Raw genomic sequence first — 18,571 nt, 5'->3', positions numbered from 1 at the left:
ACGACCTATACTGCCGGGTTTGATTCGGGCCTTCGGCCCGGCCAACTGCGAACAAACGGGCAACGAGAGGGGACGGACGACCACGTCACGCCACGCCGTCGGTCACGCCGCGTGCAAACTGTCGGTGGCATGTGGAACCCTGACGAGGTGGCCAGTAGCCCTTCTCCTTCTCCGGCCGAGGCCTATGCGGCCTCCGCGCGCCGGGGGCAGTACCCCCAGCTGACCCGCTTCGCCGCGGAGTCCTCCTTCGAGTTCGACGAGTTCCAGATCCGCGGGTGCGAAGCCCTCGAGGGCGGTCACGGTGTGCTCGTCTGCGCGCCCACCGGGGCGGGGAAGACGATCGTCGGCGAGTTCGCCGTGCACCTGGCGCTGGCCGAGGGGCGCAAGTGCTTCTACACCACGCCGATCAAGGCGTTGTCGAACCAGAAGTACGGCGACCTCGTGGCGCGCTACGGCGCGGACGCGGTCGGCCTGCTCACCGGGGACACGTCGATCAACGGCAACGCGCAGGTGGTCGTGATGACCACCGAGGTGCTGCGGAACATGCTGTACGCCGGTTCCTCGACGATCACCGACCTCGGGTACGTCGTGATGGACGAGGTGCACTACCTGGCCGACCGGTTCCGCGGCGCGGTCTGGGAAGAGGTGATCCTGCACCTGCCGGAGCACGTCCGGGTGGTCGGGCTGTCGGCGACGGTCAGCAACGCCGAGGAGTTCGGCGAGTGGCTGGTCGAGGTCCGCGGCGACACCGCGGTGGTCGTCGACGAGCACCGCCCGGTGCCGCTGTGGCAGCACATGCTGGTCGGGAACCGGATGATGGACCTGTTCGCGGGGGAGGACGTCCACGCGCCCGGGGCCGAGCTGCGGATCAACCCGACCCTGGTGCGCCGCACCGAGGAGATCGGCCGTCAGTACGCGCCCGCCGGCTTCCGCGGTCCGCGCGGGGCCCGCCGGGGTGGGCCCCGGATGCCGCGGTTCCGGCCGCCGTCGCGGGTCGAGGTCGCGGAGCAGCTGGACCGGGCGGGGTTGCTGCCGGCGATCGTGTTCATCTTCTCGCGGGCGGGTTGTGACGCCGCGGTCAACCAGTGCGTCCGGTCGGGGCTGCGGCTCAACGGTCCCGGGGAGATCGACGAGATCCGCCAGGTGATCGAGGAGCGCACGTCGGAGCTGCCCGAGGGTGACCTCGGGGTGCTCGGCTACTGGGAGTGGCGTGAGGCGCTCGAGCGCGGCATCGCCGGTCACCACGCCGGGTTGCTGCCGGCGTTCAAGGAGACGGTCGAGGAGCTGTTCGTCCGGGGGCTGGTGAAGGTCGTGTTCGCGACCGAGACGCTCGCGCTCGGGATCAACATGCCCGCCCGGACCGTGGTGCTCGAACGGCTGGTGAAGTACAACGGCGAGGCGCACGTCGACCTGACGCCGGGGGAGTACACCCAGCTCACCGGCCGGGCCGGGCGTCGCGGGATCGACGTCGAGGGGCACGCCGTGGTGGCGTGGCAGCCGGGTGTCGACCCGAAGCAGGTCGCCGGGCTCGCCTCGACGCGGACCTACCCGCTGCGGTCGTCGTTCCGGCCCGGCTACAACATGGCCGTGAACCTGGTCGCCCAGGTGGGTGCCGAGCAGGCCCGTGACCTGCTGGAACAGTCGTTCGCGCAGTTCCAGGCCGACCGGTCGGTGGTGGGCACGGCCCGCCGGATCGAGCGGAACCGGGAAGCGCTCAAGGGCTACACGAACGCGGTGACCGGCGACTTCGACGAGATGCTCGAGTACGTCGAGCTGCGGGCGAAGATCTCGACGCGGGAGAAGGCGCTGTCGCGGCAGAACACGGCCGTGCGCCGCGCCGGCACGGCCGAGTCGCTGGAGAAGCTGCGCAAGGGTGACGTCATCGCGGTGCCGGCGGGCCGTCGCGCGGGGCTGGCCGTGGTGGTCGACCCGGGGCTGGACCCGATCCGGGAGCCGCGGCCGGTCGTGGTGACCGAGGACCGCTGGTCGGGGCCGTTGTCGGTGGCGGACTTCCCGGCTCCGGTCGAGGCGCTGGGCCGGATCAAGCTGCCCAAGCACATCGAGCTGCGTTCGCCCAAGACCCGCCGTGACATCGCTTCGACGCTGCGCAGCGCGGGGATCTCCCTGCCCGGCAGGCAGCGGCGGACCTCGGGGGCCAATGAGGACGGTGAGCTGGCGGCGCTGCGGCGGGCCCTGCGGGCGCACCCGTGCCACGGGCTGGCCGAGCGGGAGGCGAACCTGCGCTGGGTCGAGCGGTACCAGCGGCTGACCACCGAAACCGAGCAGCTGGAGCGGAAGGTCGCGGCGACCACGCACTCGCTGGCGCGGGCGTTCGACCGGATCCTCGCGTTGCTGGGCGAGCGCGGTTATCTCGGGCCGGAGTCCGCCGGTGACGGCGAGGACCGCGTCACCGAGCACGGCCGTCGCCTGACCCGGCTCTACAGCGAGTCCGATCTGCTGGCCGCCGAGTGCATCCGGCACGGCGTGTGGGAGAAGCTCGGCCCGGCCGAGCTGGCCGCCGTCGTCTCGACGCTGGTGTTCGAGGCGCGCCGGGACACGGCGGGGGAGCCGCGGCTGCCCGGTGGTGCGGTTCCGGAGGCGTGGGAGGAGACCGCGCGGCTGTGGGTGGAGCTGACCGAGGACGAGCGGCGCCACCGGCTCGACCGCACGCGCGAGCCCGACGCAGGGTTCGCGTGGCCGGTCTACCGCTGGGCGCGCGGCGAGTCGCTGGAGAAGGTGCTCACGGCGGCGGAGGCCAACGGCCAGGAGCTGTCGGCGGGCGACTTCGTGCGCTGGTCGCGTCAGGTGATCGACCTGCTCGACCAGATCCGGGACGTGCTGGGCAAGACCGACCGGGTCGGCGCGACGGCGGCCGAAGCGGTCAAGGCGCTGCGTCGCGGGGTTGTCGCCGCGGGTGCGGCGTGAGCTGGGTGTGAGGGCTGGTCCGGACGGCGCAGCGGGTGAGCGTGGACCCGTGTGCTCGGCTCGGACCTGTGGTTGGATCGGCGACGAACCGTGCGTACGCGGCTCGGCGGCGACATCGGGTTGGGCACGAGATGAACGAAGCAGGCGGAGGCAGACGATGAGCACGCCGTATGGCGGCAACGACCCACAGCAGCCCCAGTACGGGCAGCAGCCGGGCGGCGCGTACCCGCCGAGCGGCCCGCAGGAGCAGCCCCAGTGGGGCCAGCAGCCGCCGCCGTACGACCCCAACCAGCAGCAGTGGGGTCAGCCGCAACAGCCCCAGCAGTGGGGTCAGCAGCCTGGTGGTTACACGCCGCCGCAGCAGCCGCAGTGGGGCCAGCAGCCGCCGCCCTACGGGCAGCAGCCCGGCGGCGGGTATCCGCAGAGCGGCCCCCAGCAGCAGCCGCAGTACGGCCAGCAGCCCGGCGGGGCGTACCCGCAGAGCGGGCCGCAGCAGCAGCCGCAGTACGGGCAGCAGCCGCCCGGGCAGCAGGGCCAGTACGACTACGGGCAGCAGCAGTTCCCCGGCGCGACTCCCGCTCCGGAGGGCGAGAAGCCGGCGAAGTCCAAGAAGGGCCTGCTGATCGGCATCATCGTGCTGGTCGTGGTCGTCGCGGTGGTCGGCGTTCTCGGCTTCGTCGCGCCCGGGTTCTTCAAGACGCAGGTCTTCAACAACACCCAGATGCAGACCGACGTGCAGAAGCTGCTGACCGACACGTACAAGATCGACGGCGTCACCGGCGTCACCTGCCCGGCCGAGCAGAAGGTCGAGGACGGCGCGAAGTTCGAGTGCACCGCCACGATCGCCGGGAAGCCGCAGCAGATCGCGATCACCGTGAAGGGTGACGGCGGCAACTACGAGGTGTCACCACCCGCCACGAAGTAGCTTCATCCCGATCGGCCGAGGTCCGGCTGCCGCGGATTGCGGTGGCCGGATCTCGCTGTTTCCGGCGATGATCCGGGTATGACCGACTTCGACATCCGGACGCTGCGCGACGACGAGCACCGCGCGGCCGACGACCTCTTCCGCGAGACCCTGCACGCTGCGCCCAACACCGACACCGAGTGGGAACGCACCGCGCGGGCCTACCAGCCCGGTGGCTCGATCGGGGCGTTCGATCCGGCCTTCATCGGGACCGCCCGCTCGTTCGACGCCGAGCTGACGGTGCCCGGCGGGGCCCGGTTGCCGCAGGCCGGGGTCACCGGCGTCGGGGTGCGCGCGGACCGGACCCGGCGCGGCGTGCTGCGCGCGATGATGACCGCCCAGCTCGAGGACTTCGCCGCGCGTGGTCTCGTGTTCGCGACCCTGGGTGCCTCCGAAGCCGGCATCTACGGGCGGTTCGGCTACGGCCTGGCGACGCGGTGCCGCACCTACAGCATCGACCGGCACCGGGCGCGGCTGCGGCCGGATCTCCCGTTCGCCGGGGAGATCGAGCTGATGGGGCTGGACGACGCCGTGGCAGCCCTGCCCGGCGTCTACGAGCGCCTCGAGCACCGGCCCGGGATGATGACCCGGCCGGAGGTGCTGTGGCGGCTGTACGAGGGCCACGCCCGTCGCGCGACCGAAGTGGTGAAGAGCGTCGTGCACCACGGCCCGGACGGGCCGGACGGCTTCGCGAGCTACTCGGTCGGTGGTCTGCACGAGCACCCGTGGACCAAGAAGCTGGACGTGTTCGACATGTTCGCCGGCACGCCGGCCGCGTTCGCGGGGCTGTGGCGGTTCCTGCTGGGCATCGACCTGGTCGACAAGATCGTCGCCCCGGGACGGCCGCTCGACGAGCCGGTGGAGCTGATCCTCGCCGACCACCGCCGCGGCAACGTCGACCGGGTGGGTGACGAGCACTGGCTGCGGCTCGTCGACGTCCCGAAGGCGCTCGCCGCCCGCGGGTACGGCCACGCGGCGCCCGTCGTCATCGAGGTCGCGGACCCGCTGCTGCCCGCGAACACCGGCACCTACCGGATCACGCCCGACGGTGCCGGGCGCACGGACGAACCGGCCGCGCTCGCCCTCGACGTCACCACGCTGGGGATGCTGTACCTGGGGACGTGGCGCGCGTCGGCGCTGGCGACCGCGGGGCGGATCGAGGTCCGTGACCCGGCCGCGCCGGAGGCCGCCGACGTCCTCTTCGGCACGCGCGTCCAGTCGTGGTGCGGCACCTTCTTCTGAGCCGGGCGAAAACGGGATGCCGGAAGGCGGACGTCCCGGCATCATCGGGGCCATGACCGACTTCGCCGTCCGCCTGATCACCGAAGCCGAGCGTCGCAGCACGTTCGACCTGCTCAGCCGCTCGCTGCACAGCAACCGGGTCAGTGACGAGGACTGGTCGCGCTACGGGGAGTCCTGGCCGGCCGAGCACAAGTTCGCCGCGTTCGACGGCGACGTCCCGATCGGCGTCGCCAGCTCCTACGAGACCGAGATCGCCGTGCCCGGCGGCCGCGTGCTCGGCGTCGCGGCGGTCGACGGGGTGGGGGTGCGCGCCGACTGGACCCGCCGCGGCGTGTTCAGCGCGATGATGGCCGCGCAGCTGGCCGACGTCGCCGCGCGCGGCCTGCCGCTGGCCGCGTTGCACGCCAGCGAGCCGACCATCTACGGCCGGTTCGGCTACGGTTCCGCGGCGCTCGGCAAGACCGCGTGGATCGACCGGCCCGCGGCGCGCCTGCACGAGCGCGTCCCGGCCGGCGGGCGGGTGCGGATGCTCACCCCGGACGAGGCTGTGAAGGAGATTCCCGGGCTGTACCAGCGGATCGGGCTGCACCGGGCCGGCATGATGGGCCGCCCGGAGGTGTGGTGGCCGATCATGCACGACCGGCTCGCCGGCCCGGACGGCCACCACGTCACGGTCGTCCACAGTGGACCGGACGGGGACGACGGCTTCGCGGTGTACGCCACCGTCGACCGCCGGACCCCGGAGTCGCCGGACAAGGGCGTCATGCTGAAGGTCCGCGAGCTGCACGCGGCCGACCCGGTCGCCCGCGCCGCGCTGTGGCGGTTCCTGCTGTCGGTGGACCTGGTCTCCGGCATCCGCGCGCGGTTCCGCCCGGTCGACGAGCCCCTGGCGGCGATGATGGCCGACCACCGCCACGCCCTCACAGCCGACGTCGAGGACGACCTGTGGGTGCGCCTGGTCGACGTCGTGGCAGCTCTCGATGCCCGGACGTACCGGTCCGCTGCGCCGGTGGTCCTCGCCGTGGTGGACCGGAAGCTGCCGGCCAACGCCGGGCACTACGAGGTGGGTCCGTCGGGCGCCCGACGCACGGAGGCCGCGGCACACCTGACCCTGGAGGTCGACACCCTGGCGATGCTGTACCTGGGGGAGTGGAGCGCGACCGCTTTGGCCGAGGTCGGCCGGATCACGGCCCGCGATTCGGCGGCGCTGGCCCGGGCGGACGAGCTGTTCACCACGGTCACCGCACCTTGGTGCGGCACGTACTTCTAGGGGCGCGGCGGTCGGTGCCCACCGTCCCGCACGAACGGACCGTTCGTGACCGATTCGGCGCGAACGGTCCGTTCGCGCGCCACCCGCTGGGGCGCCAAAGGGCCATTCGCACTCACCGCCTCGGTGCGAAGGGTCCGCTCGCGCACACCGCCTCGGCGCGAAAGGGCCGTTCGCGCCAAGGCAGTACAAGCGGACCGTTCGCGCCCCAGGAACGGCACCGGACCATGGCTCGGCCGAGAGGATGCGCAGCCGCGCCCACCGACCGGCCGCGTACCGCTAAGCCCCCGGCAGCGCCTTAAGCAGCCGCTCGACCGAGTTGCCCAGATTCCACCGCTCCGCCAGCTCGGCAACCCGGTCCGGGTCCGCCGGCGCAGTAGGCACCGCGTCCGGGCGCGACTGCTCCACAGGTGCGTCGACCGCCACGCGGACCACCGTCGGGGCCACCGCCAAATAGTCGGCCGCGTCGGCCAGTCGCAACCGGGTCTTCAGCGGGACCCGGTTGTCGCTCGCCGCGGAGGCTTTCAAGAGGGCGTCCAACGAGCCGAACTCCGTGATGAGCTTGGCCGCGGTCTTCTCGCCGATTCCGGCGACGCCCGGCAGGCCGTCCGAGGGGTCGCCGCGCATCATGGACATGTCCGCGTACGCCGGGCCGGCCGTCTCGCGGGGGAGGCTGTAGCGCTCGGCGATCTCGTCCGGGCCCAGCTGTTCGGCCTTGGCCCAGCCCTTGCCGACGTAGATGACCGACGTCGGGGTCGGCTTGGTGCGCACCAGCTGGAACAGGTCGCGGTCGCCGGTGATGACCTCGACCGCGTCCTTCTTCTCGCGGTGGGCCAGTGCGCCGATGACGTCGTCGGCTTCGTAGCCGGCCGCCTCCGCGGTGGCGAACCCGAACGCTTCCAGGACGTCGAGGATGATCGGCACCTGCGGGGTGAGGGTGTCGGGGACCTCTTCGACGTCGGGGTCGGCGCCGGTGGTCTCCTCGGCCACGCGGTGGGCCTTGTAGCTCGGCAGCAGGTCGGTCCGGAACTTCGGCCGCCAGTCCGCGTCCAGGCAGCACACCAGCCGCGACGGGTGCCGGTCGGTGATGATCCGCGCGATCGTGTCGGTGAACCCGCGCACGGCGTTCACCTGGGTGCCGTCGGCGGCCCGCATCGAATCGGGCAGGGCGAAGAACGAACGGAAGTACAGGCTCGCGGAGTCGAGCAGCGCAAGGGGTCCGGTCACCCGCACAGCCTCCCACGCCCCCGCCGGTGTGCCGTAGCGCTCGGGTCCGGCATGTCGCGGGCCCGGGCGAGTGGATCACCGGGACGGCCCGGCTAGGCTCGTCCCATGTCGCGCCGTTCCCTCCACACGCCCGCCCCCGACGCCGCAGCCCTCCGCGCCCGCCTGGACCGCGCCCGCACCGCCGCGGCCGCCGCGGACACCGACGCCCTGCTGATCGCGCCCGGTTCCGACCTGCGCTACCTGATCGGCCAGGCCGGCGGCTCGTTCGAGCGCCTCACCACCCTCGTCGTCCCGGCCGACGGCACGCCCGCGCTGGTCGTGCCGAAGCTGGAGGCGCCCGGGTACGCCGACGTGCCGACCGACGAGCTCGGCGTCGACCTGCTGACCTGGGTGGACGGCGACGACCCGTACAAGCTCGTCGCTGACCGGCTCGGCAAGGCCGGCCGCGTCGCGGTCAGCGACTTCACCCCGGCCCTGCACGTGCTGGCCCTGCGCGCGGCGCTCGGCGAGGCCGAGCAGACGCTCGCCGGCCCGGTCGTGCGCGAGCTGCGGATGCGCAAGGACGCCGCCGAGATCGCGTCCCTGCGGGACGCCGGCGCGGCCATCGACCGGGTGCACGCCCGCGTCCACGAGTGGCTGCGGGCCGGGCGCACCGAGGCCGAGGTCGGCGCGGACATCGCCGCGGCGATCGTGGAGGAGGGGCACGTCCAGGCGGACTTCGTGATCGTCGGCTCGGGCCCGAACGGCGCCAGCCCGCACCACGACGTCTCCGACCGCGTCATCAACCAGGGTGACGTCGTGGTCGTCGACATCGGCGGGCCGCTCCCGGCCGGGTACAACTCCGACTCCACCCGGACCTACGCGGTCGGCGAGCCGCGCGACGCCGACGTCGCCGAGACGTACGCGGTGCTGCAGCGCGCCCAGGCCGCCTCGGTCGCCGCGGTCAAGCCGGGTGTCACGGCCGAGCAGGTCGACGCCGCCGCGCGCGACGTCATCACCGAGGCCGGGTTCGGCGAGTACTTCATCCACCGCACCGGGCACGGCATCGGCCTGGACGTGCACGAGGAGCCCTACATCATCGCGGGCAACACGCTGCCGCTGGAGCCGGGCATGGCCTTCAGCGTCGAGCCGGGCATCTACCAGCCGGGCCGCTGGGGCGCCCGCATCGAGGACATCGTGATCGTCACCGCCGACGGCGTCGAGTCCGTCAACAACCGACCGCACGAACTCGTCGTGCTGGACGCATGACCACCGGTGGCCTGGAGCCGCTCGACCAGTCGATCGTCGAGGAACTCGCGGCCGACGGGCGCCGCAGCTTCACCGACCTCGCCGAACGCGTCGGGCTTTCGGTGTCGGCCGTGCACCAGCGGGTGCGCCGCCTCGAACAGCGCGGCGTCATCCTCGGGTACACCGCGCGGCTCGACGGCGAGCAGATCGGGCTGCCGCTGACGGCCCTGATCTCGCTGACGCCGAACGACCCGGGTGCGCCCGACGACTACCCGCAGCGGATCCAGCACATCAAGGAGATCGAGTCCTGCTACTCGGTGGCCGGCGACGAGTCGTACATCCTGCTGGTGCGCGTCCAGTCGCCGCTGGCGCTGGAGGACCTGCTGCGGCGGATCCGGGAGGCCGCGAAGGTGTCCACTCGCACTACGGTGGTGCTCTCTACGCCGTTTGAGGGACGTTCGCCTACGTTCTGACACCGGCCGGGTGGCCGGTCACCGGGGGACTGGTACGGTAAAAGGTATGGCAACACGTAAGGTGACTCTTTCGCTCGATAGCGGCGCCTTGGATTTCGCTGAACGAGCCGCGAAAGCACACGGGATCTCGGTCTCGTCCTGGCTGTCGAAGGCGGCCCGGCGCGAGGCGGTACGCACGGGCTACACCCCGCAGAAGCCGGAGCCGGCCACCGCGGAGTTCGACGAGGCCGAGCGCAGCGCGGCGGAAAAGGATCTGCGTGCGCAGGGGTGAAGTCTGGACGTACCACCCCCCGACCGATCCGGCCCGGCAACGCACCGTGGTGCTGCTGTCCTCGGACGGGGTGAACGAGTCCGAGCGGCCGTGGCTGCTCGGCACCGAACTGCTCGACCGCGACCCGCAGGACATCCTCGGTGTGGCGATCGACGCCCGCTACTGGGTGTCGACGCTCAACCTCACGCGGCTCTACCGCCCGTGGTTCGACGAGCGCCTCGCGGAGATCGACCAGGAGGTCCAGGAGCGCATCGACATCGCGCTCCGCGCTGCCCTCGACCTCTGACCGCCCCGGGGTAGGGGAGGGCCTTCCTGGGGTGCCCCTTGCCTGCGAGTAGGGGAGTTTCGGTGCTGCCCCGCGTCAGGATCCCGGGACAGCACTCGAACCAGCGTGCTCAACTGCCTTCTTTAAGTGTATAACGCCCTATACTGCCCGGCGCTGGTGAAAAACCAGCTGGTCTCGCAAGCACTTACGCCACCTCATAAGCAAAGCAAAGAACGACGGGGGTCAGCGGGCCACGACCTCCGGGGCCGGGTGGAGTTTGCCGTCCGCGCCCGCCAGGCAGGACGCGTTGCCTTCGCGGCTGGCCATGAACTCCGTCAGGCAGTTCGCGATCGCGGTGTGGCCGGCGGCGTTGGGGTGGAACGACTCCTGCAGCGCGTGGCCGGCCCGGTCGGCCTGGCCGAGGTCGGCGAGCTGGAGCGTCAGGCGGGTGAACCACTCCGTCGCGGGGTTGGCGCCGCCGCTGCACGCTTCGTGCTTCACGCCGGCCTTCGCGAGGTCCAGGAACCGGGCGCCGGTGCGCTGGGCCGCCGTCTTGATGCCGGAGGACAGGACGCCGATGCCGGTCTGGGAGATCCAGCGCAGGTCCTCCACCCGGAACGGGCAGCCGTTGAGGCTGCGCAGCTCTTCGGGGACATCCGGGCCGATCGGCGCGGCGTAGGACTGCAGGATCAGCTGGTAGTCGGCGGGCACGTAGCCCGCCTGGGCCAGTACTTTCTTGACGTCGGAGACGGCGGCGGTCACCTTCGGGACCATGGCGTCCACTTTGGACTGCCAGCTCTGCTTGAGCGCTTCGCTGCACGGCGGGCCGCCGGGGCTGAACCACGCCTTGAAGCAGTCGGTGACCTGGTTGGAGAACTTCGGGTCGTCGTTCGCGCCGACGGCGATGACCACGGCGGCGACGCGGTGGTCCTTGACCAGGGCGGCCAGCTGCTGGGCCTGGGAGCCCTCGGTCCACTGCTTGACGCCGCCGAGGGCGACCTGTCCGGCGGGTGCGCCGGAGCAGGCGAGGTTGACGTGGGCGGTGATGCCGGGGACGGCGATCTTCTCGACGAACGCGTTGGGAGAGCGGTGACACCAGTCGCCGCCTTGGCCGTTGGTGGCCGGGGTGTACTGGCCGGCGCCTTCGCCGGAGGCGGTGCTGTCGCCCATGGCGACGACGGTGAGGGGTCCGGTGCCGGGCGGGCCCTGGCGGGGCTGGGGTTGCCCGGTTTTGCTTTCGGAGCCGAAGAAGACGAACAAGCCCACGAGCAGGGCCACGCTGACGAGGACCAGCGCTCCCCAGTACCACCGAAGTCGTCGCATCACGGCTGATTCTACGGATCAGGCGATCGGTTCCGGTGGTGGCCACCGTGCGTGACCGGTCACACGGGCAGCCAGGTCCGGGCGAGTCCGATGAGGGATTTCGTGAGGGTTTCGGGGGCGAGTTCGCGGTCGTGCAGCCAGTGCCGGACCTGTTCGGCCGAGAGAGCGGCCAGGAGGACGTCGGCGGCGATCTCCGGGTCGGTGGCGCCGCCGGTTTCGAGCAGGTGGCGGCAGTGGCTGCGCCAGAGGGTGTGGGCGCCGGTGCGGAAGCGGGCGCCGGTGGTGGCGGTCTCGGACAGCAGGACGAGGTCGAGCTGCCGGTCCAGGAGTTCGAGGTAGGCCTCGATGAACGCGGCGAGCCGGTCGGCGGGGCGTGCGTCGGGGCCGAGTGGGGGTGGGCCGGTGAGGATTCGTTGTTGTAGTTCGGATTCGCGTTCGTCGAGCAGGGCCATGGCGAGTCCGCCCTTGTCGCCGAAGCGGCGGTAGAGCGTGCCTTTGCCGACTCCGGCGGCGGCGGCGACGTCGTCCATGGTGACGGCGTCCACGCCGCGTTCGGCGAAGAGGGCTTCGGCGGCGGTGAGGACGCGGATCCGGTTGCGGGCGGCGTCGGCGCGTTCGCGGACGGGTGCGCCGAGGACCGGGAGTTCGGTCGGCGTTGACGAAGCGGACTCTGGTCCGCTAACGTTCGAGGACATAAGCGGACTCTAGTCCGAATTCTGGTCCGGCGGAAGCCGACCCCCTTCGAGGAGCATCGTCATGCCCGATCTGCTGCACATTTCCGCCTCCCCACGTGGGGAAGAGTCCCAGTCGCTGCGTCTGGCAGCTACTTTCCTGGACACCTACCGCGAGGTGCACCCGGGCGCCGAGATCGACGAGTGGGACCTCTGGGACGGCTCGTTGCCCGCGTTCGGGCCCGCCGCGGCCGGCGCCAAGATGACGGTCTTCGGTGGCGGTACGCCGCAGGGCGAGCAGGCGGTGGCGTGGCAGGCGGCGCGCGACGCCTTCGCGCGGTTCGACGCCGCCGACCGGATCCTGTTCAGCGTGCCGATGTGGAACTCGGGTGTGCCGTACGTGCTCAAGCAGTTCGTCGACGTCGTGTCCCAGCCCGGCTGGGTGTTCGGGGTCGACGCCGTGACCGGGTACGAGCACCTGCTGGCGGGGCGGGACAAGCGGGCCGCCGTCGTCTACACGAGCGCTGTGTGGGGGCCGGGGCTCGGGCGGGAGTTCGGGGACGACTTCCAGGCGCCGTTCTTCACCGGCTGGCTCAACTGGACGGGCATCGACGACGTCACGGAGATCCGGTTCCACCCCACGCTGACCGGAGACGCGGCGGAGCTGGGCCGGATCGCGCACGAGGCCGCCCGGGACGCGGCGAAGACGTTCTAGCCGGCTTCGGTGAGGTCGGTGGTGGCGGCGAGTTCGACGGCGACGTCGGTGATGGTGTGCCGGGCCGGGTTGTCGTTGCCGGGCAACCAGACCAGCTCGGTGCGGGCGATGTCGCCGTCCAGGGGGACGAAGGCCACGCCGGTGCGCCGGAGGCTGTGGGACGAGCGGGTGAGCCGGGTGACGCCGACCCCGGCGGCGACGAGACCGAGCAGGCCCTGCACGGTCGCCGCGCGGTGCACGACCCGCGGGGTGTAGCCGGCGGCGGCGAAGTCGTCGTCGTAGCTGCGGTGCCAGGGTTCCCAGCTGCTGCGGGGGGTCAGCACCCAGGGCTCGTCCGCGAGGTCGGCGAGGGTGAGCGTCGCGCGTCCGGCCAGGGGATGGTCTTCGGGGAGGACCGCGCAGACCTCTTCGGTGATCAGGGTCCGTGACGCGAGGCCGTCGACCAGGGGTGGCCGGGTGAAGGCCAGGTCGAAGTGGTGCTCGCGCAGGCCGTCGACGAGTTCGGCGATCGAGGCCTCGGCCGTGTGGACCTCGAGGCCGGGGAACCGTTCGCGGACGGCGCGGACCACCGGTGGCAGCAGGTAGTTCGCCGTGGTGGTGAGGAACGCGAGCCGGACGCGGCCGATCTCCCCGCGCACGGCCCGGCCCAGCGTCGCGACGGCTTCTTCGGCGCGGGCCAGTACCGCGCGGGCTTCGGGGAGGAACAGTGCGCCGACGGCGGTGAGGCGGGTGCCGCGGGCGTCGCGGTCGAACAGCCGCGCGCCGAGGGTGCGTTCGAGCACGGTGATCTGCTGGGAGAGGGACTGCTGGGCGATGTGGAGGCCGGCGGCGGCGCGGGTGAAGCTGGTTTCGTCGGCGACGGCGACGAAGTAGCGCAGCTGCCGCAGCTCGGGGGTCACAGGCTCCGACTGTAGCCGTGGTAGGGGATCGGTGTTGGCCGTGTGTGCGTGATCGTCCCCAGGATGGAGGGAGGAAACGCACTGGGAGGAACACGGAGATGACGAACACCGACGGCCGCGTCTGGCTGATCACCGGCTGCTCTTCCGGCTTCGGCCGGGAGGTGGCGCTGGCCGCGCTCGCGGCGGGCGACCGGGTGCTGGCCACGGCCCGGCGGCCGGAGACCCTGGCGGACCTGGAAGCGGCGGGCGGGGACCGGGTCCGGACGGCGGCCCTGGACGTCACCGACGCCGGTCAGGTCGACGCGGCGGTGAAGCTCGCGCTGGAGACGTTCGGCCGGATCGACGTCGTGGTCAACAACGCGGGCAACGGTTCGGTCGGCGCGGTCGAAGAGCTCACGATGGCCGAGCTGCGGACGCTGATGGAGGTGATGTTCTTCGGCGCGGTCGAGGTGACCAAGGCGGTGGTGCCGCACCTGCGTGCGCAGGGCAGCGGGACGATCGTGCAGATCAGCTCGATGGGCGGGCAGCTGTCGATGCCCGGTTTCGGGGCGTACTGCGCGGCGAAGTTCGCGCTGGAGGGGCTGTCGGAGGCGCTGGCCGCGGAGGTGGCGCCGTTCGGGGTGCGGGTGCTGATCGTCGAGCCGGGTGCGTTCCGCACCGAGTTCGGCGGCGGCCGCATGCACCGTTCCCGCACGATCGACGCCTACGCGGTGTCGACGTCGGGTACCCGCGACGCCGTCGAGGCCATGGACGGCTCGCAGCCGGGCGACCCGGCGAAGGCCGCCGCGGCGATCGTCCGGGCCGTGGACAGCGACGACGCCCCGCTGCGGCTGGCTCTGGGCGCGGACGCCGTGGAAGCGATCCGGGGACACCACGAGTCCCTGGCGGCGGACCTCGCCGCCTGGGAGGACGTCAGCCGCGCGACCGCGTTGAGCTAGTCGAGCAGGGCGGTCAGGACGCCGTCGAGGAGGCGGACGCGGCGGTCGGCGATGCGGTGGACCTCGTCGTCGTGGGTGGCGACGATGACGGCCGCGCCTTCCGCCGCGCATCGGCGCAGCAGCTTCAGGACCCGGGGGGTGCTGCCGGCGTCGAGGTGGGCGGTCGGCTCGTCGGTGAGCAGGACGCGGGGGCGTCCGGCGACCGCGCGGGCCAGGGCCACCCGCTGCTGCTGCCCGAAGGAGACCTCCAGGGGGTAGCGGTCGCCGAGGTCGCCGATGCCCAGGTCGTCGAGCAGTTCGGTGACGCGGTCCTGGATCGCTGTGCGGGACGGGCGGGGGATGTCGGAGCGCAGCCGCAGGGGCAGGGCGACGTTCTCGGCGATGGTCAGCTCGTTGGCCAGCCCGAGGGCCTGGGGCAGCACCGCGCAGGTGTGCCACGGTGGCGCGCCGCTGATGGGGACGCCGTCGAGGAGGACGCAGCCGGAGTCGGGGGAGTCGAACCCGCACAGCAGGGCCAGCAGCGCGCTCTTGCCGGACCCGGACCGGCCGGAGACGGTGACCAGCTCACCGGCGGCGACGCGCAGTTCGAGCCCGCGCAGCACCTCGATGTCGCCGCTGGGGTGGGCGAAGCTGCGGCGCAGGCCGACGGCCTCCAGCATCGACGGGATGATCTCGTCGGTGGTCACGGCTGGGGCTCCCGTTCTTCGACGCCTTCGAGGGCGCCCTTGTGGAGGCGGGCGACGCGGGCGCCGAGGTCGATGAGGCGTTCGTCGTGGGAGGCCACCAGGACCGCGAAGTCCTGGTCCACCAGGTACTGCAGGGTGTCGAGTACCAGGTCGGCGGACGCTTCGTCGAGCTGGGACGTCGGTTCGTCGGCCAGGATCACCGTCGAGCGGGCCGCGAGGACGCACCCGAAGGCCAGCCGCTGCTGCTGGCCGCCGGAGAGCGCGGAGATCTTCCAGTCGCCGGTGCCGTGCAGGCCGAGCTGGGCGAGGATGTCGTCCGGACGGCAGTCGGTCCCGGCGGACTCGGCGGCCGCGCGCAGGTTGTCCGCGACCGACAGGTAGGCCAGCAGGTTGTCGGCCGGGTTCTGGAAGACCAGCCCCAGGTGGTGGCGCCGCAGGGTGCGGCGTTCGCGGTGCTTGAGCTTGCGGACGTCGGCACCCTGGAACGTCAGGCTGCCGCGGGCGGGCTGCTCGAACAGCCCGAGTACCCGCAGGAGGGTGGACTTCCCGGAGCCGGACGGCCCGGCGAGCACGGTCATGCCGCGGGCCGGGACGTCGATGCTGACGTCGTTCACGCCGGTGACGATCCCAGCGGGCGTCTGGTAGTCGACGCCGATGCCGCGGAGGGAGAAGATCGGTTTTTCAGGCACGGATCAGCTCCGCGGTCCGGGCGGTGCGCACCGAGCGCACCGCGATCCAGCCGGCCAGGCCCACCACGAGCACGCCCACGGCCAGCACGGTCAGCACGAACGGCAGCGGGTCCGGCAGTTCCGAACGGGGCGCGAGGAACGTCGCCGGGTCGAAGCGCGGCACCGACAGGCCCGCCACGGAGATCCCGCACACCACCCCGACCGCGATGGCCAGCCCGCTGAGCGCGCCCAGCTCCATGAGGTGGCTGGCCAGCAGGGTCCGTGGCCGCATGCCCATCCGCAGCACCAGCGCCCCGGCGAGGGCGTTCTGCCGCCGCCGGACCTCGACGGCCACGAGCAGGGCGAGGATCGCGACGACGCCGAGGACCGCGCCGAGCAGCGCGACGAAGGAGAACGTCCAGGACACGACGAAGAACGGCAGGCCGTCGAGCGCGGTCTCGCGGCTGACGCGGTTCGGGATGAACACCCCGGCGGCCCGCAGCTCGGCCGTGGCGTCGGCCATCGAGGACGTCGTCAGCACGCTCCACTTGGGAATCCGGTCCAGCTGGGCGTGGCTGAGGGCGGTGCGGGAGACGACGTAGCCGGGTGAGGTGCCGATCATCGGGAACACCGGCAGGTCGCCCACGGGTGCGGCGTCGGCGAGTCCGCCGGGCAGCTGCGCGGACTGGCCGGGCCGGTGCCCGATCCGGATCACCGGGGTGCCGTGCGGGTCGGGCTGGGAGATCTTGCGCAGCAGGCCGTCCAGGTCACCTGCCGGGATGCTGCCGACCGCGGCGCCCTTGCCGAACGTCGCGGGGTCGATCACCAGCACCACGCTGCCGGTGCCGGTCAGCTCGCCGACGACGGTGCTGGTGCCGGCCAGCGGCGCCGGCATCGCGACCGCGCCCATGCCGATCGGGCTGTCGGTGTCGAGGCGGGCGTCGCTGCCGACGAAGATCGCCGACTTCGTGTCGAGGGCGTCCTCCTGGCCGTTGGCGATGCCGATCCCGGTGGCCAGCGTGCCGATCGCGAGGGTGCCGATGACGAGCACCCCGGTCACCGGGGCACGGGCGCCCGCCAAGCGCCGGATCGCCAGCTGCAGCGCGGGCCGGGACCAGAACCGGGCGCGGTGCGAGGCGCGCAGCGCGAGCCACGCCAGCCGCGCGGTCAGCAGCCCGACGGTCAGCACGACGAACACCGGGTAGGTCAGGGCCAGCGGGTCGATCTGGGGTAATGGATTTCCGAGGCGTGAGCCGCTGCTGTAGTGGGTCAGGCGGGTCCAGCCGAGCCAGGCCATGCCCGCGGTCGCCAGCTCCCACGGGAAGTAGGCCAGCAGCCGCACCCGGTTGCCCTTGCGGCGGACCCGGCCGAGTTCGAACTCGCGGTGTGCCCGCACGGCGACGACGAGGCCGAGCAGCGCCAGGGACACCAGGAGCACGGCGGCGGCGACGATGCCGGCGCGCAGTTCGGCGTCCGCGTCGGGCGCGCCGGGTGGTCCGTAGACGCCGAGCAGGAGGCGGGCGGCGACCGCGCCGGCCGCGCCGCCGAGCAGGATCGGCAGGCCCAGCTCGGCGACGGCGAGCCAGCCCAGCGCGCCGGGTCCGGCGCCGCGGGCGGAGAGCAGGCGCAGCTGGGCGTGACGCCGCTGGTACCACTGCAGGGCGACGGAGCCGAGGCCCGCGCAGCCGACCAGGACGCTGATCACCGCGAGCGGCAGGATCGAGACGAGGACGTTTTCCTGGGCTTGGCGGGCGATCGTCACCGAGCGTTCGAAGGTTGGGACGTCGGCCGCGACGGTGCTGCCGAGGCCCTGGGCGGTGAGGTCGGCGCGGACGTCGGCGACCAGGTCCCGGGAGCGCTGCAGGAGGTCTTCGGCACCGCTGAGGGTGGTGGGTGGCGGGACGTAGAACGAGATGTGGAAGTACTGCATGGTCGGCAGGCCGATGGCGCGGACGGCGTTGTCGAAGGTCGCGCGGTCGGTGGCGAAGACGATCGAGTCGATGGGGTCGTTGGCCAGCCGGTCGACGACGGCGCCGGACTGCTGGGAGCACCACCAGCGCGGCGGCGGGTCGAGCAGGTCGCGGTAGATGCCGGTGACCGGGGGCAGCGGGGTGCCCTGGACGCTCGGGCGGGCGCCGAGGCCGATGTGCTCGGCGTCGGCGACGACGCTGCCGAGCCACAGGCCGGGTGCGCGGGTGCCCTGCTGCAGCGTGAGGTTGTCGAGCCCGGCCTGGTCGCGGTAGCCGAGGCGGATCTTGTAGTGCGGGTCGCCGTTGAACTGGGTGCCGGGCAGGACGGTGGTGTACTGGCCGACGACCGGGGCGCCGAAGCCGTGGGCGCCGGCGTGGCGCTGGACGGCGGCGGTCATCGCGGGGATGTCCTTGACCGGCATGTTGCCCTTGCCGAACACCGGGCCGTAGGCGTCGGGGCAGACGATCCCGCTCTGGTAGGCCACGGCGGCGCCGCCGGCCGCGGAGGCCTGCAGGACCGCGGCCGTGCCGAGGAAACACGCGAGCAGTGAGGTCACCGCGGCCACGATCAGCGTCAGGGGGCTGGTGAGAGCGGCCTTCGGTGCCGCACGCCACGGCATGGTCACTCTGAGTTGTTCGATCTTCCCCCACATCACCCGCATGGACGCGCACGCTACCGGGAGGCCCCAGGAACCGGAACGTTTTTCTCCCGATCGTTGCTCACGGGGTGTGGTCGAAGGTGTCGAAAAGGACCGGCGCAAGGGGTGCGGCCATCCGGCCGGTTTAGTGGTCTAGACCTTGACGTACCGATTGGTCTGATCCAATCCTGAGGACGTCCCG

17 protein-coding genes are annotated in these 18,571 nt (G+C 72.3%); 10 read left to right on the top strand and 7 right to left on the bottom strand.

The annotated features are described in order from the left end of the window. The first annotated feature begins 129 nt into the window (after positions 1-129). From VA596_RS17285 to VA596_RS17270, 4 genes are all read left to right on the top strand, one after another. Positions 130-2,925 (top strand): DEAD/DEAH box helicase, encoded by a 2,796-nt coding sequence (locus VA596_RS17285; protein WP_410171891.1) that lies wholly within the window; start codon positions 130-132, stop codon positions 2,923-2,925. A 157-nt stretch (positions 2,926-3,082) separates the two neighbouring features. Further along, positions 3,083-3,850, top strand: coding sequence for a DUF4333 domain-containing protein (locus VA596_RS17280; protein ID WP_323328294.1), 768 nt, complete (start codon positions 3,083-3,085; stop codon positions 3,848-3,850). A gap of 78 nt (positions 3,851-3,928) precedes the next feature. Then, the gene (locus VA596_RS17275) at positions 3,929-5,131 is read left to right on the top strand and encodes a GNAT family N-acetyltransferase (RefSeq protein ID WP_323328292.1); all 1,203 of its coding nucleotides are present in this window, start codon (positions 3,929-3,931) and stop codon (positions 5,129-5,131) included. Positions 5,132-5,183: 52 nt separating this feature from the next. Beyond that, positions 5,184-6,401, top strand: a complete 1,218-nt coding sequence (locus VA596_RS17270; protein WP_323328290.1) for a GNAT family N-acetyltransferase — start codon at positions 5,184-5,186, stop codon at positions 6,399-6,401. A gap of 276 nt (positions 6,402-6,677) precedes the next feature. Here VA596_RS17270 and VA596_RS17265 read toward each other — a convergent pair whose 3' ends face one another. Next, a complete protein-coding gene (locus VA596_RS17265) occupies positions 6,678-7,625 on the bottom strand; it encodes a 5'-3' exonuclease (protein WP_323328288.1) in 948 nt (315 codons plus the stop codon). 105 nt (positions 7,626-7,730) lie between these two features. On the opposite strand from VA596_RS17265, the gene VA596_RS17260 reads away from it, so the two are divergent. Genes VA596_RS17260 through VA596_RS17245 form a run of 4 tightly spaced genes read left to right on the top strand, consistent with a single transcriptional unit; the run spans position 7,731 to position 9,882 of the window. Further along, entirely contained in the window at positions 7,731-8,873 is a 1,143-nt protein-coding gene (locus VA596_RS17260; protein ID WP_323328286.1) for a M24 family metallopeptidase, read from the top strand. Then, entirely contained in the window at positions 8,870-9,325 is a 456-nt protein-coding gene (locus tag VA596_RS17255; RefSeq protein WP_247051868.1) for an Lrp/AsnC family transcriptional regulator, read from the top strand. The genes VA596_RS17260 and VA596_RS17255 overlap by 4 nt, the downstream gene beginning before the upstream one ends. A 46-nt stretch (positions 9,326-9,371) precedes the next feature. Next, positions 9,372-9,596, top strand: a complete 225-nt coding sequence (locus VA596_RS17250; RefSeq protein ID WP_323328284.1) for a hypothetical protein — start codon at positions 9,372-9,374, stop codon at positions 9,594-9,596. Then, the gene (locus VA596_RS17245) at positions 9,583-9,882 is read left to right on the top strand and encodes a hypothetical protein (protein WP_247051866.1); all 300 of its coding nucleotides are present in this window, start codon (positions 9,583-9,585) and stop codon (positions 9,880-9,882) included. Before VA596_RS17250 ends, VA596_RS17245 begins: the two co-directional genes overlap by 14 nt. Positions 9,883-10,104: 222 nt before the next feature. Here VA596_RS17245 and VA596_RS17240 read toward each other — a convergent pair whose 3' ends face one another. Next, positions 10,105-11,184, bottom strand: a complete 1,080-nt coding sequence (locus VA596_RS17240; protein WP_323328282.1) for a GDSL-type esterase/lipase family protein — start codon at positions 11,182-11,184, stop codon at positions 10,105-10,107. A 59-nt stretch (positions 11,185-11,243) separates the two neighbouring features. After that, positions 11,244-11,879 carry a TetR/AcrR family transcriptional regulator gene (locus tag VA596_RS17235; RefSeq protein ID WP_323328280.1) on the bottom strand — a complete coding sequence of 212 codons (636 nt, stop codon included), beginning with the start codon at positions 11,877-11,879 and terminating at the stop codon, positions 11,244-11,246. Between the two features lie 61 nt (positions 11,880-11,940). On the opposite strand from VA596_RS17235, the gene VA596_RS17230 reads away from it, so the two are divergent. After that, a complete protein-coding gene (locus tag VA596_RS17230) occupies positions 11,941-12,570 on the top strand; it encodes an FMN-dependent NADH-azoreductase (protein WP_323328278.1) in 630 nt (209 codons plus the stop codon). Here the strand turns inward: VA596_RS17230 and VA596_RS17225 are convergent. Further along, positions 12,567-13,469 carry a LysR family transcriptional regulator gene (locus VA596_RS17225; protein ID WP_323328276.1) on the bottom strand — a complete coding sequence of 301 codons (903 nt, stop codon included), beginning with the start codon at positions 13,467-13,469 and terminating at the stop codon, positions 12,567-12,569. The genes VA596_RS17230 and VA596_RS17225 overlap by 4 nt on opposite strands. Before the next feature lie 98 nt (positions 13,470-13,567). Between VA596_RS17225 and VA596_RS17220 the strand changes: the two genes are divergently transcribed. Then, positions 13,568-14,407: an oxidoreductase gene (locus tag VA596_RS17220; protein WP_323328274.1), complete on the top strand. Its 840-nt coding sequence runs from the start codon at positions 13,568-13,570 to the stop codon at positions 14,405-14,407. Here VA596_RS17220 and VA596_RS17215 read toward each other — a convergent pair. From VA596_RS17215 to VA596_RS17205, 3 genes are read right to left on the bottom strand one after another with little or no spacing between them, the layout of a single operon-like run. Further along, positions 14,404-15,066, bottom strand: coding sequence for an ABC transporter ATP-binding protein (locus tag VA596_RS17215; RefSeq protein WP_323328867.1), 663 nt, complete (start codon positions 15,064-15,066; stop codon positions 14,404-14,406). The two genes, VA596_RS17220 and VA596_RS17215, sit on opposite strands and share 4 nt — an antisense overlap. Positions 15,067-15,089: 23 nt before the next feature. After that, positions 15,090-15,782 carry an ABC transporter ATP-binding protein gene (locus VA596_RS17210; protein ID WP_323328272.1) on the bottom strand — a complete coding sequence of 231 codons (693 nt, stop codon included), beginning with the start codon at positions 15,780-15,782 and terminating at the stop codon, positions 15,090-15,092. Next, a complete protein-coding gene (locus VA596_RS17205) occupies positions 15,775-18,351 on the bottom strand; it encodes an FtsX-like permease family protein (protein WP_323328865.1) in 2,577 nt (858 codons plus the stop codon). Before VA596_RS17205 ends, VA596_RS17210 begins: the two co-directional genes overlap by 8 nt. Positions 18,352-18,571 lie beyond the last annotated feature (220 nt).

The sequence above is a fragment of the Amycolatopsis heterodermiae genome (assembly GCF_034929455.1).
GTDB lineage: Bacteria > Actinomycetota > Actinomycetes > Mycobacteriales > Pseudonocardiaceae > Amycolatopsis > Amycolatopsis heterodermiae.
Note: the sequence above shows the minus strand (reverse complement) of the source record. Positions and strands in the feature narration are given on the sequence as shown.

Coding starts and splice junctions, on each gene's coding strand:
- VA596_RS17285 (WP_410171891.1), top strand. CDS start 130: ATGTGGAACCCTGACGAGGTGGCCAGTAGCCCTTCTCCTTCTCCGGCC.
- VA596_RS17280 (WP_323328294.1), top strand. CDS start 3,083: ATGAGCACGCCGTATGGCGGCAACGACCCACAGCAGCCCCAGTACGGG.
- VA596_RS17275 (WP_323328292.1), top strand. CDS start 3,929: ATGACCGACTTCGACATCCGGACGCTGCGCGACGACGAGCACCGCGCG.
- VA596_RS17270 (WP_323328290.1), top strand. CDS start 5,184: ATGACCGACTTCGCCGTCCGCCTGATCACCGAAGCCGAGCGTCGCAGC.
- VA596_RS17260 (WP_323328286.1), top strand. CDS start 7,731: ATGTCGCGCCGTTCCCTCCACACGCCCGCCCCCGACGCCGCAGCCCTC.
- VA596_RS17255 (WP_247051868.1), top strand. CDS start 8,870: ATGACCACCGGTGGCCTGGAGCCGCTCGACCAGTCGATCGTCGAGGAA.
- VA596_RS17250 (WP_323328284.1), top strand. CDS start 9,372: ATGGCAACACGTAAGGTGACTCTTTCGCTCGATAGCGGCGCCTTGGAT.
- VA596_RS17240 (WP_323328282.1), bottom strand. CDS start 11,184: ATGCGACGACTTCGGTGGTACTGGGGAGCGCTGGTCCTCGTCAGCGTG.
- VA596_RS17235 (WP_323328280.1), bottom strand. CDS start 11,879: ATGTCCTCGAACGTTAGCGGACCAGAGTCCGCTTCGTCAACGCCGACC.
- VA596_RS17230 (WP_323328278.1), top strand. CDS start 11,941: ATGCCCGATCTGCTGCACATTTCCGCCTCCCCACGTGGGGAAGAGTCC.
- VA596_RS17220 (WP_323328274.1), top strand. CDS start 13,568: ATGACGAACACCGACGGCCGCGTCTGGCTGATCACCGGCTGCTCTTCC.
- VA596_RS17215 (WP_323328867.1), bottom strand. CDS start 15,066: ATGCTGGAGGCCGTCGGCCTGCGCCGCAGCTTCGCCCACCCCAGCGGC.
- VA596_RS17205 (WP_323328865.1), bottom strand. CDS start 18,351: ATGCCGTGGCGTGCGGCACCGAAGGCCGCTCTCACCAGCCCCCTGACG.